Annotated in this window: 9 protein-coding genes and 1 riboswitch; of the genes, 2 read left to right on the forward strand and 7 right to left on the reverse strand. The window is 51.6% G+C overall.

Features of this window, described 5'->3' with window-relative positions:
- Positions 1-298 precede the first annotated feature (298 nt).
- The gene (locus H8B09_RS23185; RefSeq protein ID WP_224753903.1) at positions 299-889 is read right to left on the reverse strand and encodes a hypothetical protein; all 591 of its coding nucleotides are present in this window, start codon (positions 887-889) and stop codon (positions 299-301) included.
- A gap of 166 nt (positions 890-1055) precedes the next feature.
- Between H8B09_RS23185 and H8B09_RS23190 the strand changes: the two genes are divergently transcribed.
- Complete coding sequence (locus H8B09_RS23190; RefSeq protein ID WP_224753904.1) at positions 1056-2156, forward strand: YncE family protein; 1101 nt, start codon at positions 1056-1058, stop codon at positions 2154-2156.
- A 147-nt stretch (positions 2157-2303) separates the two neighbouring features.
- Positions 2304-5444, forward strand: coding sequence for a beta-galactosidase, LacZ type (lacZ, locus tag H8B09_RS23195; protein WP_191205960.1), 3141 nt, complete (start codon positions 2304-2306; stop codon positions 5442-5444).
- Positions 5445-5952: 508 nt separating this feature from the next.
- On the opposite strand, the gene H8B09_RS23200 is transcribed toward lacZ, so the two are convergent.
- The 6 genes from H8B09_RS23200 to H8B09_RS23225 form a co-directional block, all read right to left on the reverse strand.
- Positions 5953-6522, reverse strand: a complete 570-nt coding sequence (locus tag H8B09_RS23200; protein ID WP_191205961.1) for a DUF2812 domain-containing protein — start codon at positions 6520-6522, stop codon at positions 5953-5955.
- Positions 6523-6524: 2 nt separating this feature from the next.
- Complete coding sequence (locus H8B09_RS23205) at positions 6525-6878, reverse strand: PadR family transcriptional regulator (RefSeq protein ID WP_191205962.1); 354 nt, start codon at positions 6876-6878, stop codon at positions 6525-6527.
- Positions 6879-7183: 305 nt separating this feature from the next.
- Positions 7184-9010, reverse strand: coding sequence for a potassium transporter KimA (gene kimA / locus H8B09_RS23210; RefSeq protein WP_191205963.1), 1827 nt, complete (start codon positions 9008-9010; stop codon positions 7184-7186).
- A 101-nt stretch (positions 9011-9111) separates the two neighbouring features.
- A riboswitch (cyclic di-AMP (ydaO/yuaA leader) is annotated at positions 9112-9267 on the reverse strand.
- A gap of 181 nt (positions 9268-9448) precedes the next feature.
- On the reverse strand, positions 9449-9847 hold the full coding sequence (locus tag H8B09_RS23215; RefSeq protein WP_191205964.1) for a FixH family protein: 399 nt from the start codon (positions 9845-9847) through the stop codon (positions 9449-9451).
- A gap of 393 nt (positions 9848-10240) precedes the next feature.
- Positions 10241-11899 (reverse strand): rhamnogalacturonan lyase B N-terminal domain-containing protein, encoded by a 1659-nt coding sequence (locus H8B09_RS23220; protein ID WP_224753905.1) that lies wholly within the window; start codon positions 11897-11899, stop codon positions 10241-10243.
- 297 nt (positions 11900-12196) lie between these two features.
- Complete coding sequence (locus H8B09_RS23225; RefSeq protein WP_318152716.1) at positions 12197-15457, reverse strand: S-layer homology domain-containing protein; 3261 nt, start codon at positions 15455-15457, stop codon at positions 12197-12199.
- Positions 15458-15672: the final 215 nt, after the last annotated feature.

A 15672-nucleotide genomic window follows, 5' to 3' on the forward strand; every position in this document is an offset into this window, starting at 1 on the left:
CCCTTATTTCAACCGTACGCGGAGCATTGCTGCTCGACTCAACAGTCCTTCCTTCCATAACGGCATGAATGCCGGCAGCAGGTTCAGCTTGATTAAGCTGGTGCTGCAGCTCGCAAGGTAGGAGAATCGTTCGATCGTGGACGGGAAGCCTTGCAGCCGGTGAGCTTCCTCTCTGGACTTACGATCGCTTGAACGACTGGCCTTGGTCAGCGCTGTTGTTGCGATAATTTCGAGTGACTCGAAAATTTATAATTTCTTATGTGGTAAGATTAGCGAATTGTACGCCTTGCGTCAACTGCTATTTGACCGTGAAGACGACCGTCGCGGACAACTTATGCGGTTCTCTCTTCTCGCCGACAAGGTAGTTGAAATCAGCAAACCCGTTCACCTCGTAACGCCCGGGGAGAAAACCATTAGCCCCGAAATCCTTAATGAACTGAATATAGTCCTTCGGATCTTGATCTTCAGAGTACCCGCCGGAACCATGATATTCCTCACGCAGCGGCTCACCTTTCTTCAAGGTAGTCGTGATCAGCGGCTGATCCATCATGTAGCCGATGCCGTAACCCCTTGTTGTTTCTTTCATCGGAAAATAAAACGGCGACATCGCGTGCGTAATCGTCACTTCATCCTGATCTCCTACATATTCAAGCTCCGCGTACAGCTTCACGCTGTCCGCAGCTTGATCCTCCGCCGTCTCGGCGACAAGCCGATAGACGAAATCGTCATCCTTCACTTCGGCTGAGGATCCGATGTCCCCCGTTTGACTAGCTGTCGCTTGCGAGCGGGCGGTGTCTGGTTTCTTTTTATCCCCGCAGGCACTAAGCAGTAGAACACAACAGACCAGGAGCAGCAAGCTAATGCCCACCCCATGCTTCGTTCTTCTCATTATTCCATCACCTCGTACCTTTGTAGACGCAAATCGCGCCCATTAGGTTACCGCTCGCCGTGAATTAGGCAGACGTGCCGTCTCATTGTCCAATCTCCATCGAATATAGTGTCGTGTACCTTGTGCGAAGGAGCGTGCGAAACTCGATACGATGAAAACCGATACAATGAAAATCCTAGCAGCGAGACGAACATCCGAAGTGTACCGCGTCATCAAGAAAATAAAAGTCGGCCGCAATCCGACGGATGCGGCCTTCAATGTTCGGACGAGACGCGTCTATGTCGTGAATAACGGAACGCCAACCATTCGCAGCTCCGTTTCGGTCATTAGCAGCGTAACGGACCGCGTCATCCGAACAATCAGGATTCCGGATGGCTCTGCTCATGCAGCGGTCAACGCGCGCACGAATATGATCTATGTGACCTCTTTCTCGAACCAAGTCTCCGTTATTAACGGAGCATTGAATCGTATTGTCGCACTGGTAAAGGTCGGCAAGAACCCGGTTGGGGTAGCCGTCAATCGGCGTACGAACCGCATCTACGTGCTCAATCATGACAGCAATACCCTATCGGTCATCAGCGGCGCAGGGGCCCGTGTCATTGCTACCATTCCAGTTGGCGCACAAAATCCAAACTTCGGCGGCAACAACACGATTGCGATTAACGAACGGACGAATCGGATCTATGTGCTCAGTACAGGGGGCCGGACGGTCTCGGTCATCAATGGTGCAACGAATCGTGTAATCGCAACCCTGACCGTTGGGGACTTCCCGAACGTGGTTAAGCTGAATAGCCGAACGAATCGCATCTATGTCGCCACGAGCAGAGGCCTGGTTGTGATCAGCGGGGCGACGAATCGCATTATAGCGACGATTACCGGCATTGGCGAGGTTGGCGTGTTCGGCATTAATCCTCGCACAAGCAGACTGTACGCGCCTGATGATTCGTCTCGCATTGTGAATGTCATCAATACGAAGACCGACAGAGTTATTACTCGGATCACGGATGGGATTTTTCCGATTCAGATCTTTATCAATCGCAGGACGAATCGGATCTTCTCCTCAACGCTAGGGTCGGATGCCGTGCCAACTACGGTGACGGCCATTAACGGTCGGACGAATCGCGTTATTAATACCTTGTCACCGGGCCAAGGTGTCATCGCAGGCGTTGTGAACATGCGGAGCAACAAGCTGTACACCGTCAACCAGCAGGATAATAACGTTTCGGTCATCGCTCCCCGTCCGAAGCGGCTTGCTACGAAGCGATAATCGATGAAGCGGCGCCTTGGGCGCCGCTTTCTTTCATATTTTGATAGAGAAACTCGCAATTATTCTATATTTTTGTTAATTACGACATCTTATAATAAAGCTATGCATGACATTATTAAACATAACGAAACAAGGAGAGATCCAATCTTGCGTTCAAAATGGACATATCAGCCGCCAGCGAATGGCTACCCGGAATGGAATAACAACCCGGAAATTTTCGAATTGAACCGCCTGAAAGCGCACGCATCACTCATGCCGTTCCCGTCGCTTGAACAAGCTCTGGAGGGTAAACATACAAGCTCGCCTTACTATCAGTCGCTCAACGGTGTGTGGAAGTTTGCTTTTGCCGAAACGCCTGCGCAGCGTATTACGAATTTCTATGAAGCCGATTTCGATTTCAGCGGTTGGGCGGATATGCCTGTCCCATCGCATTGGCAGCTTCAAGGCTACGACTATCCGCAATATACGAACGTCGTTTATCCGTGGGCAGAGCGCGAGCCGGATCTGAAGCCTCCTTTTGCCCCGACGGTCTACAATCCAGTCGGCTCCTACATACGGACGTTCACGGTGCCGACCGCTTGGGCCGGACAACCTGTGTTCATCAATTTCCAAGGTGTTGAATCCGCTTTCTACGTGTGGCTGAACGGCGAACTCGTCGGATACAGCGAAGATACATTCACGCCGGCAGCGTTCGATCTTACGCCGTACCTGATCGAGGGCGAGAACAAGCTGGCCGTTGAAGTGTACCGCTGGTGCGACGCGAGCTGGTTGGAGGATCAGGACTTCTGGCGTCTGAGCGGCATTTTCCGTGACGTGTACCTGTATTCGACGCCGAAGCTGCATGTTGCCGACTTCTTCGTTCGTACGGAGCTGGATGACGCGTATCAGGACGCTAATCTGGAGCTGGATGTTCGCGTCGAACGTTATTGGGACAACACGGCTGGCGACTTCCAATTGGAAGCTCAGCTCTATGATGTCGATGGTCAGCCGGTGCTGGCATCGCCAATCGGCGCTTCTGCCGTCATTGGAGATTCCGGCGAGATTGAACTGAGGCTTGCAGCCGCAGTCGCGAATCCGTTGAAATGGAGCGCGGAGACGCCGAACTTATATACATTCGTAATCTCGCTGCGGGACGCTTCGGGCGAATTGGTCGAAACCGTGAGCTGCCGCGTCGGTTTCCGCACGTTCGAGCTCAAAGACGGCATTATGCATATTAACGGCAAACGCATCCTGTTCAAAGGTACGAACCGCCACGAGTTCAGCTGCGAGACAGGCCGTGCGCTCGGCGTTGAAGACATGATCCGCGACATTGTGCTGATGAAGAGCCATAACATTAACGCGGTCCGCACGTCGCATTATCCGAACCAGCCGATCTGGTACGAGCTGTGCGATGAGTACGGCCTGTACGTCATCGACGAGACGAACCTGGAATCGCACGGCTCCTGGACGTACGGTCAGAAGGAGTTGACGCCGCACAACGTGCCGGCCAGCCATCCGGAATGGCGCGCGAACGTTATCGACCGCTGCAACTCGATGTTCCAGAGGGATAAGAACCACCCTTCCGTTGTCATTTGGTCGCTTGGCAACGAGGCGTTCGGCGGGGACAATTTTGTCGCGATGCACGATTATTTGCGTGAGGTCGATCCGACTCGTCTCGTGCATTATGAAGGCGTCTTCCACTACCGTCCATCGGAAGCGGCAACCGATATCGAATCGACGATGTACGTAAGAGCGCGTGATGTTGAGAGGTACGCGTTCAGCAATCCGCAGAAGCCATATATTCTGTGCGAATATTCCCATGCAATGGGCAACTCTTGCGGCGGACTTCATAAATACACGGAGCTGTTCGACAAGTATCCAATCATCCAAGGCGGCTTCATCTGGGACTGGGTCGACCAAGCCATTCGGACGAAGACGGCAGACGGCGTGGAGTATCTCGCATATGGCGGCGACTTCGGCGAATCGCCGCATGACGGCAACTTCAGCGGCAACGGTCTCCTGTTCGGCGATCGCACCGTAACGCCGAAGCTGCTGGAAGTGAAGCGCTGCTATCAGAACGTCGATTTTGCAGCGATTGATGTGGCTGCGGGTCGCATTCAGTTGAAGAACAAAAACTTGTTCATCGATCTCGGCGAGTATGATTTGACGTGGCAGGTTGAGCTGGATGGCTCCATTGTGCAAGAGGGACGGCTCGTTGCGTCGGCTGCGCCGGGCGAAGAGGTTGAAGTTGTCGTGCCTTACGCGGCGATTGACGCTGCGGAGCGCGCTGGCCGCGAAGCGGTATTGACCGTATCGCTCGTGCTTCGTGCAGCGACGGCTTGGGCGGAAGCTGGTCATGAAGTAGCTTGGGAGCAGTTCATGCTGGCGCCGCGTTCGGCGAGCGCGGCTGCGGGCTATGCTGGCAGCACGGGAAGTGCAAGTGATGCGCTTCGCGTGGTGGAAGATGGCGGCTCCCTGACGGTAGCAGGCGATCAAGTGACGGTTGCGTTTAACCGCACGACTGGTCAACTCGTTTCGTATCGCACCGCTTCAGGCCAAGAGCGCTTGCTCGCGCCCGTTCGTCCGAACTTCTGGCGTGCGCCGACGGACAACGACCGCGGCAACAAAATGCCAGTACGCTGCGCGACATGGAAAGAAGCATCCACTTCGCAGCAGCTCGTTGATCTAGCATGGCGGATGGACGGCAGTCACTGCATCGTAACGGTCGTGCTTGCGGCTGCAACCGTACCAGCATCGACGGTAACGCTGCAATACGATATTCGTCCTGACGGTGCGATCACGGTGCAGCAGGATCTGCTGCCAGGCAGCGACAAATTGCCAGACTTGCCGGAGTTCGGCATGTTGTTCGTGCTGGACGGCAGTCTGGATGCGATCGAATGGTACGGCCGCGGGCCGCACGAGAACCATTGGGATCGCAAAACAAGCGCTCGTCTAGGCCTCTTCGCTGGCACGGTAGGTTCGCAGTATGTTCCATACTTGAAGCCGCAGGAGTGCGGCAACAAGACGGACGTCCGCTTCGCTTCCGTTACGGAAGGTACGAACGGCTCCGGTCTGCGCTTCGAAAGCGCCGGTCTCATGGAGTGGAGCGCACTCCCATGGACGCCGGAAGAGCTCGAAGACGCTGACCACGGCTACAAGCTGCCAGTGTCGCAACAGACGGTCATTCGCGTCAACGACAAACAAATGGGCGTTGGCGGCGACGACAGCTGGGGCGCTCCGACGCACGCGGAGTACACGCTGCCTGCAAACCGTACATACAGCCTGCGGTTTACGGTAACGCCGGTGTAATTGAAAATCCCCCCCTGCCATCTAATTCGGCAGGGGGATTTTTGTGTCCAGCCGTGGGCTGGACGGGGCGCCGCGTTGCGGGTCTGCGACGCATTCGGGTGTCGCGGCGACGCATTCGCTCGGCGTAGGTGCATTTATGCACCTACTGCCGCCCACGGCCACGCATTCGCCCCGTGTAGGTGCATTTCTGCACCTATTGCCGCCCACGGCCACGCATTCGCCCGTGTAGGTGCATTTCTGCACCTATTGCCGCCCACGGCGACGCATTCGCTCGGCGTAGGTGCATCTATGCACCTACGTCCGCCCACGGCGATGCATTCGCTCGGCGTAGGTGCATTTCTGCACCTACGTCCGCCCACGGCGACGTCTTCGCTCGGCGTAGGTGTATTTCTGCACCTACTGTTGCCTGCGGCAGCACTTTCGGGTGCCGCGCCGAGCGTGTGCTCGGATATGATGCATTTCTGCATCATATTGCACCCAACGCAGCGCTTACGCTGGAATACTAACTCTAATGCTCATCGAGCCTTCGAATTTTCCTCTGGAAGCGAGCTGTTCCATACAACAAGAGCAGCACAACCACCAATTGAAATACAACGACAACCCCGATCAAACCACTGAATGGCTTAGCGTCATCGCTCCATTTCCACGTATTAATGGAATTCACGATCATGATCGGCACGTTGGCGAACGCGAGCATCATGAGCATGAATTGAATCCGCTTGAGCAGCTGTTTAAGCGAACTGCGGTCGGTATAGATATGAGTCGAGGTGTCCCCTTCTGCGTACGGTTTGCGGAAATAGTGCCAGCCCATATTCGACCCTATGTGCTCCCAGCCCATATCCTTAAACAAGGCGTAGTACTCATTCAACTGTTCTTTCTCCTTGATCTGGTGATAATCCATCCGATAGACGTATCGCGCAGAGGTGTCTTTCTTGAACACATAGCGGAACGTTCCCGGCTCCACCAAATGCTGTCCTTGCGCGGACAAGTCGGTCAGCCATTTCTCATCCTTCTCATAGTTCCATACAAAAGACACACGAGTACGTACAACGAATTGGTCCAATAAAGCTTGCGTCATGGTTAGTGCTCCTTCCCCATTGTCTGATCGAATGCCTGCCTAACGTTATGCAGCAGCTCTTCCAGCCGAACCATCTCGCCCTTCAACACATCTCGGCCTTTGTCGGTTATGGCATACATCTTCCGTCTCGAATCGGCACTATCTGCTTCTTGTGCAAAATCAATAAGACCTTTCTTCTGCAGCGTACTAAGCGCCGTATACAATGTCCCCGCCCCGATCTTAACCCGGCCGTTGCTCATCTGCTCAACATCCTGCATAATGGCATACCCGTGTGCGTCCGCTCGATACAAAGTAACCAAAATATAAAAATACGCCTCCGTCAACGGCAGCAAATCCTGCACCGAATCCTTCTTCATGCCCCTCACCCCTGCTTCAACTTTTCTAATGTGTCTTATCATCATAAATTAGATCGCACGTCGATGTATTGACGAACGTTATATCTACTGTTGATATATCGTTCATCGATATAGTAGCATGGAGGAATTCCACTGTCAATCTGTACCACACACTATATTGTATAAAATAGGCCGACCACCTCGACCATTCAACAATCGTGCAATGGAGTAACGTTAAACGCAACAAGGCCATCCTTCGAAAAGGATGGCCTTGTTCATAATTGATCCTCCGCCACGACACTCGCCTACGGCGGGACAATCACTGGTTACTTCTTCAAATGATAAGGCACCGTCGTCAGCACGACGCTCGAATGGTGCAGCAGCCGGGTACGAAGATAGAAGCTGGTCTGGTTATGCAGAATGTTGTGCCAGCCTTTCTTCGGAATGAACTGCGGAATAATAACGGTGACTTGGTGATTAGACTCTCTTGCTTTACGTTCTACCGTGTCCACGAACTTAATCAGCGGCTGAACGATACTGCGATACGGCGAGTGCAGCGTGACAAGCCGCACGTCCGGCATGAAGTTCTCCCATTTGCGCTCGAAGACCGCTTCTTCATCCCGTTCGAACGGAATGTAGACTGCGATAATCTGTGCCGCACCTAGCGACTTGGCATAAGCGAGCGACTGTTCCACTACATGCGTAATGCCCGAGACAGGCAAAATAATAACATTGCCTTCAATCGGCAAGACCGGCTCGCTCGTCGCGCAGCCCAGCTGCTCGCCAATCGCTTCATAGTGCTTGTTAATGCGATGCAGAACAAAGATCAGCACTGGCAGGAAGATGAGCACCGGCCACACATGCGAGAACTTCGTCAGGAAGAAAATAATCGAAACCGTAAAGCTGATCAACGCACCCACGCCGTTAATTGTCAGCTTCGCCACCCAGCCCTTCGGCTTCTCGCGAATCCATTTCACCATCATCCCCGTCTGAGACAACGTGAACGGAATGAATACGCCAACCGCGTAGAGCGGAATCAATTGATCCGTCTGTCCTTTGAACAAAATGATCAGCAGGATCGACAGGACCGCCAAGATGATGATGCCGTTCGAGTAACCGAGACGGTCGCCCCGTGCCGTGAACATGCGCGGAATGAACTTATCTTTGGCCAAATTGACCGCCAGCAGCGGGAACGCGGAGTAGCCCGTATTCGCTGCGAGCACCAGAATGAGTGCCGTTGTACCTTGGATGAAGAAGTACATGAAATTGCGCCCGAACGTTTCCTCCGCAATCTGAGATACAACCGTAACTTCCGCCTTCGGCGAAATGCCATAATAGTAAGCCAAGAAGACGATGCCCGCGAACAAGCCAGCAAGCAGTAAACCCATGGCCGACAACGTCTTCGCCGCATTGTCAGGTTCCGGCGACTTGAAATTCGGTATCGCGTTCGAGATCGCCTCGACACCAGTCAGCGCCGAGCTGCCGGAAGCGAATGCCTTCAACAGCAGGAACAAGCTGATACCCGCCACGTGCGTGCCCATCGGCGTATGAAGCTCAGGCGCAACGCCCCCCATTGCAATATGGTACAACCCCGCACCAATTAATATAAACAATGCAATTACGAACAAGTAAACCGGATAAGCGAGAATGGATGCCGACTCTGTTACGCCGCGAAGGTTCAACAGCGTAATGAGCAAAACGAATATAACCGCTATGATAACGGTATGTTCGTGCAAACTTGGGAACGCCGATGTGATGGCATCCGTTCCTGCTGATACGCTTACTGCAACCGTCAGAATATAATCGACCAGCAGCGATACGCCCGCAACCAGCCCAGGGTATTTACCGAGATTTTGCTTCGAGACGACATAAGCGCCACCGCCATGCGGATACGCGAATATGATTTGCCGATAAGATAAAATAAGTGCCGTCAGCAGCACGAGCACGCCAATGCCGATCGGAATCGAATACCAGAACGCGGTCATACTAACCGCAACAAGCGCGATTAATATTTGCTCCGGACCATAGGCCACCGACGACAAAGCGTCTGATGATAATATGGCCAATGCTTTCGTTTTGTTCAACCGCTGTTCGCCAAGCTCGGTCGATTTCAATGGGCGTCCGATAATGACGCGTTTCAAACTTGCAATCACGATGTAGTCCCCCTAGACTCGGTATGCACTCGTATGTCTCTATTTTTGCGCAGCAAAAAACCGCAAGGCTTCTCCTTGCGGTTATCAATAACCGAAGTCGTGTCCCCCCTCAACAACGCTTACGAGGTTAGCTGTCGGATTCGGGCGGTTGAAGTCGCCCTACGATGCGTGCACACCGATTCACCCCTGGCGCTTATGCTGCATAGAGCGCCGTTGGTTCCCCCGTTTTCCTTTCAGAAATTCAGCGAATATGTGATGCGCTAATCATAACGCCATCACCTATTACTGTAAAATCGCGTTTTGGGGCAAAAAAGATTAGAAAGATTGTAGCTGCAAGAATGTAAACGCTTGCTATCGTGCGTCTTATCGATTATTTAAGCTAGAGCTGCCATTTTCTCGCGCTTGCGCATATTGTCACACAATTCAGTCGACCAACTATCACTGCACGTCCAACTTTTTCTTCTTCGTAATATGGAGCTCGCCTTGCATGACGTGAAGATAAACGGTGTAACTTCCCCCTGCAGCAAAAGTATATTCCGCAGCATATTGACCGTTGCCTATGGAAGCTGTCTTCACATATTCAGGCAGCCCTTTGTTGTCCGGTTTGCGAATATCGATCTGGATATCCGGCGTTATGTCGCTGCTCAGGCCTGTCGTCTGCACGATCAATTTGCCTGGCAGATTGGCCTTCATTACGACAGGATCGCTTACCAGATCCACGGTTACGTCCTTCGGATCAACTTCACCTTCCTTAGCCGCCGCCCCGCAGCCAACCAAGCCCATCACAAGTATCAAAACAACTGCAATCGTCAGCCATCTTGTCGATTTCATCGCCATCCGTCCTTCCATCCTTTGCTGATCTACAACATTATACCCTTTGATGGTCGCAGCTAGTAGGAAAGTAACGGGATCGTCAAATTTGACTATTCCGTGACTATGGTCACAATGTGCGTAATGTCACCTCTTGAAGTAACATAATGGCATACGCTCGTTTAAGCGCGGTTAACAACAGGGGATGAAGTGTGGATAGACCGCTCTTACCAGACTCCAAGCGAGACTTATTCACATTTTACGCGGGGTTCGACTGCGCTTTGATCCAATCGCGGCAATTGTCGGCTGGATAAATGTTAGCATCCGGGGATGAAGTGTGGACAAAACAAAACACTCGGGTTGGGACCTCATAATAAAAACAACCGAGCAGATCTTCATCTGCTCGGCTGTCTATAGTATTTAGTTACCCAACTCCACGCAATCGTATGCCCAACCTGCGCTCAGGTAGGTGCCTAGGTCAGAGGAGCCGCTGATCGGCGAGATGCTTAAGGTGTTCGAACCGTTCACGAAATAGGACGCTGGGATACTCCACGAGAACGTCGTGTTGTTGCCGCGGTAGGTCCCGATCGTCACGCTCCGTGAGTCTGGCTGCGACGAGGCAGACGGATTGGATAAAGTATGACCGTTGATCGTCACGCTTGGTCGGCCATTGTTATACGCCGTTGTGATGCCGATCTTCAGCGTATGCGCAGCTGCTGCCTGCGTTGCGTTCAGCGAGAACGTCACAACCGTTGGCGTGTTCTGCCCTCGGAATTGTACCGCTGGGAACTTGTTCGTCGCGCTTCCAACCGCGTATGTGACGGGTCCCCAGCTTGGGTTGCGGCTGTCAGACGGATGGCGAACGGCAATCGTCTGTCCGTTCAACAACTCGAGCGGCGTGCCGTCCCAGTTGCCGATACGCCAGATCGTCGACGTCGTACTTGGATCATTGTTGATCGTACGCGTGTTGAGCGTCGTGGTGCTGCCTGCGTTTACGGTCACATTTTCCGAATAGACGCCTAGTTCGCCCTTGTACACCGTCATCGTATACGTACCTGGCTTCAGGCCGTAAGTGCCTGCTGCGCCCGTCGAGGAAGCTGTGCTCCAATATTGGGCGGTGCTGTTCGCGAAGCCGATCGTGTACGTATAACCCGACTGCATACCGGAGAGACCATTCAGAACAACGTTGCCGCGCGAGGAAACCCAGCCTTGCAGATTGAGACCCGACATCCAGCTGAAATCAGGCACGCTTGGCGTAGTGCCCGTCGTAAATACAAGCGCATAAGGACCATGCAGACCCATGCGATAGGCTTCTGTCTGCGCGTGGCCGGAGTTCATGTAGTTATACACTTCCGTATCTCCGCCGGACTGGAATTGGATATCGCGGAAGAACGGACCGCCCGAGCTCGACTCGCGATTGCCATACGCCATGAAGACGCCGACGCCATTGCCCGTTACGCCTGCGATGCTTAGGTCTTTCGCTTGGCTGTTGCCGTAATATTTCGACGCGGTATAACCGTTCGAGAAGCCGAAAACGTCGGAGCTTTCGACCGCACCCGTGTTATTGAGCGTCTTGGATGCCGTCGGTACATTCGTCAGCACACTGCTTTTGCCGCGAAAAATATACCTCAGCTCGCCCACAGACGGTTCAGCCGTCACATAGGTCGCCATATAGATAATGTTCTCACCGCCACGCGAAGCGTAGTAGTGCGTTAACGTGCTGGTCGCAACCGTGATATTCACGGTCGAGCCGGATGGCGATTTGCCCCAAGTAACCGTCGCGCTGCCAAGACCCGAGCCGATATGCGATGGCTTCGAGCCGATGAGCTCTGTTCCGTTCAGCTTAGCCGAGGTCATGTCACCGTTGCTTTTGTTAATCGTGTACACGAGACCTGCGCCTGTGTCGACGACAACGGTCGATCCATTATCCGTCACATATACAGTTGCCGCGAACGCAGAGGGGCTCGGTACGAAGCAGACTAACGCAATTGTGATCGATAACATAAGCATGAATAGCCGTTTTCCAGATAACCAACGTTGTTCAAAAACGGGATGACTGCCAGCTGTCCAATTCATCATTCACACATCCTTCTCTAATCGTTTGAAATCGCTTACAAAATTACTTGAACGAGCCTATCATGCTGTAGAGAAACCGTCATTGTGCTCCCATCAACATCGATATTGGCCTATTCTCACCTCCAATCGTTAACATCCATATAATACCATAACAGAAATGTAAAGGTCATTGGACCTTAAGACCCGTTGGTGGTCCTATGCCGAATAGCCCATACGGTGCCCGCGAAATATCGCCTTCTAGCAGCAAGAAAGCGAAGCCTTATGCGGCTTCGCTTTCTTCTGAATTGCAAGTCTTGCTGTTTATTTAGTAACCGTTACATAGTTGAAATCTGGAATGAGCAAGCCCGAAGATTCGGACAGCTGTGCTCTATTGTTACCGTTCGTTTTGACAAATTTGATCTCGACTACCTTACCTGACTCGATGGCATTGATGATATGCTCAGCGTATTGGTCGAGCAGATTGATCGTATAGTCATTTTCTTCCGGCGTATTCCAGTCCGGGCGAACAATAAATCCGCGCAGCGCGTACTCAACACCATCCACTCGGACGACTAGACCAGCAGCAGACGTCTGATAACCTTGCTCGAATCCCTTAGCGAATTGGAGTCGCAGCGATCCATGATTGTAACTAGCAGTAGGGGTGCCTGGCGCCTCTATCTGCTTCACGACACTTGTTTCAAGGCTGTCTGGATACATATCCATAGTCCAGCCCTTAACCCCCTGCATATTGAGACTGACTGATAACTCGCCTGCAGGTATAGGATTATCAAAACTCAGGTAGAAATAATATCGGTTAATCGAATAACCGCTGTTCACGTTAGTAGGATGATACTCTTGTCCATTCACGCGAATTGTGTAACGAGCATTATCCATCAATACGTTCGAATCATTATCGTAAGGATTCAGGCCCGGCTTGATTTCAATTTGCATCCATTGACGGTCAGAACTGATAACCGCAAGCTGAATCGATTCATCCACTACATCGATTTGGCGATTCGTGAAGGCTGTTGCCTTATTCCTTGCATCGGACTCATCTTGAACGGACGTCCCGGAGTATGTTAATCCCAAAGTAGGCAGATCGTCAGATTTAATTCCGCTAACGGCAAGCTTCAAGTAGGCTCCAATCACACCGTATTGCTGTGTAGAGTTGACGAGCTCCACTTTGCTGATTTGTCCATGCGTGAGAGTGAATTCCGTCGTTGCCGGCACGCTCGAAGAATCAAGATGCTCACCATAGTAGAGATACATAGTGTCTAGTGCTTTATTAATATAAATTTGATACAGAGAAGGCGGGTACGTATCCAGCGAGCTTACAACTTCCTGATCAAACACGATCGACGTTACCTGACTCGATACATAATCATGGCTCGCATCCTTGATAACAAACTCAACGCGAGCTGTTGCTTGATAGCTTTCCAGTCGCACACCCGTATTAAATTCCTGAACGGTATTCACTTTCGTGCTATCAACATTGAAATAAGGCCACTTGTCAACATAAATGAGATCATTGCCCTTGCCTGCATGTCCTTCAAGCACAGCTTTCACATCGGATTCCCAGTGACCGTTCATCTGATTCACAACCATATACAGTTCAGCAGGAGCATTGAGCTTGTAGCGTACCCAGATCTCTCCGTCCTTCATATATGCCTGCGGATAACCCTCTGCAAAATAGGAATCGACATAGTTGCCCGTGCTTACGTTATCCGTGCCATTCCGACGAACGATAAGCTCATAAGTCTTCGTTGCCGTGACCGAGCCTGTGACCGTTACCGTGAGATTAACAAACCGATCGTTCTGGTTATCTCTTGTGACGACACCACTGTTCGAAACTACAGACTCATTATCCGAAGACCAAGCAATTACTGCATCTGGGAAAGCGGACAAGGATGTCACCAGATTCAGGTTTGATACGATATTGCTCGCATCTGTATTATTGGACAGATATACCGCGTCAATCGCATCGAGAATGTCAGTGAATACTTCCTCGCTGACCGTAATCGTAGTCTGAGCAGACTTCGCGCCGTCTACAGTTACAACTTTCACTGTTGCGGAGCCTGCTTTCTTAGCGGTGACAAGACCTTTCTGATCGACCGTTACAACATCGGAGTTATCCAGAACGGACCATGTTACATCCTTGTTCGTTGCGTTGCTTGGCGTAACTGTTGCCGTCAATTGCTTCGTATTCCCAACAGACAGCTTAACATTCGTTTCTTGAATCGAGACGCCATCTACTGCAACAGTAGTGCTGCCCCCTGTTCCGCCTCCGTTGCCACCATTATCACCATTACCACCATTACCACCGGTGCTGCCTCCATTGGAGCCACCCGTCGAAGGCGTTCCTGTGGATGGCGTGCTTCCGCCTGTGTTATTGCTGCTATCTGTCGGATTCGTTACTGGCTTATCGTTGACAGAAGCACTTGATCCGTTCTGGTTCGTTACTTTCTCGACTTTCACATTACCTTTAAGGTTTGTGTCAGTCTCCGTAACCAGCTCTTTAATCGAGCCGTTGGCTGTAATTTCTGCAGTTGCAGACTGATTGACTACTTTATTGAACGTACCGTCGAGTACGATTTCTTGTCCTGCCGCCACATCAGCAGGAATCTCAACCGTCTCAAAACCGCCGCCTGTCAGCTCTTTCGTTACGAGAAGGGCACCGCTTTCCAGACGTGTAACTGAAACCGACGTGCTGCCGGTAGCAAGAATACGTACCTTGCCATTGTACTTATTGACAACAAGCGCACCATTCACATCTACGCTATTGAAAATGACAGAATGCTCGCCGCCGCCTTCTACGAATACGGAGCCTTCAATCTGTACATTGCTCAGCGTCACTTCGCCTTCTCCAACGCCTTCCGTAATGTAGAGGTCGCCGGAAATCTTCATATCCTTCAACTCTGCGCCAGCAGCATTAACGACAACATTACCTTGAACATCGCCAGTATGCTCGCCAGAAGCGTTAACCAGGTCCTGAATGAGATTATTGAAAATCGTAACAGCTTCCGCTCTCGTCAAATGCGCCTGCGGTTTAAAGCTGCCGTCCGGCATACCGTTGATGACTTTCTGACCAGCAAGCGAAGCTACTGCATCCTTCGCCCAAGCTGCGATATCGCCGCTATCCGCGAATGAAGCAGAATTCGAGCCAGCGCTGATATGGAATGCGTTGAACAACATCACTGCCGCTTCTTGGCGTGTAATTTCATTGTTCGGCAGCGCCTTACCGTTAACGCCATTCATTACGTCTGCTGTGCTCAGCTTAATTAATGCATCCGCATACCAAGCTTCGGACTTCACGTCGGAGAAAGGATTATCTCCTTTGTCCGTATACTTCATAATGTTGTTGACCATCGTTGCGAATTCAGCTCTTGTAATCTGATCATTCGGCCGGAAATTGCCGCCGGAACCTTGTACAACCCCGTACCCGCTCCACTTATCAATCGCCGCTTGCGCCCAATGGCTCTGCGAATCTTGCAACTTCATTGCCGATACAGGAGCAGCGACTGTCATAATCATGACTAGTAGAGCTACCATTAGCGAAATACTTCTTCTCATAGAATTCTTCACAATCCAAACCCCTCTCATACAAATTCATACATAATTCGGCAAAATCTCTCATCCATATGCCAGTATACGCAGGACTAAACTATCATTTCAATACCTTTGATTTCCAAATCGTTAAACTTTGATTAAAATTTTTAAGCTTTATTTACTAGAAAACTAGGAATTACAACCCAATACACGAGGAATAGAGTTCTATAGCCCCGGCACCATACTACTAA

It is taken from the genome of Paenibacillus terricola (genome assembly GCF_014779765.1).
Taxonomy (GTDB): Bacteria; Bacillota; Bacilli; order Paenibacillales; family Paenibacillaceae; genus Paenibacillus_T; species Paenibacillus_T terricola.

Excerpts from the sequence above, each read along its gene's own strand:
- H8B09_RS23185 (WP_224753903.1), bottom strand. The coding sequence starts at position 889 with ATGAGAAGAACGAAGCATGGGGTGGGCATTAGCTTGCTGCTCCTGGTC.
- H8B09_RS23190 (WP_224753904.1), top strand. The coding sequence starts at position 1,056 with ATGAAAATCCTAGCAGCGAGACGAACATCCGAAGTGTACCGCGTCATC.
- H8B09_RS23215 (WP_191205964.1), bottom strand. The coding sequence starts at position 9,847 with ATGGCGATGAAATCGACAAGATGGCTGACGATTGCAGTTGTTTTGATA.
- H8B09_RS23205 (WP_191205962.1), bottom strand. The coding sequence starts at position 6,878 with ATGAAGAAGGATTCGGTGCAGGATTTGCTGCCGTTGACGGAGGCGTAT.
- H8B09_RS23200 (WP_191205961.1), bottom strand. The coding sequence starts at position 6,522 with ATGACGCAAGCTTTATTGGACCAATTCGTTGTACGTACTCGTGTGTCT.
- H8B09_RS23220 (WP_224753905.1), bottom strand. The coding sequence starts at position 11,899 with ATGATGAATTGGACAGCTGGCAGTCATCCCGTTTTTGAACAACGTTGG.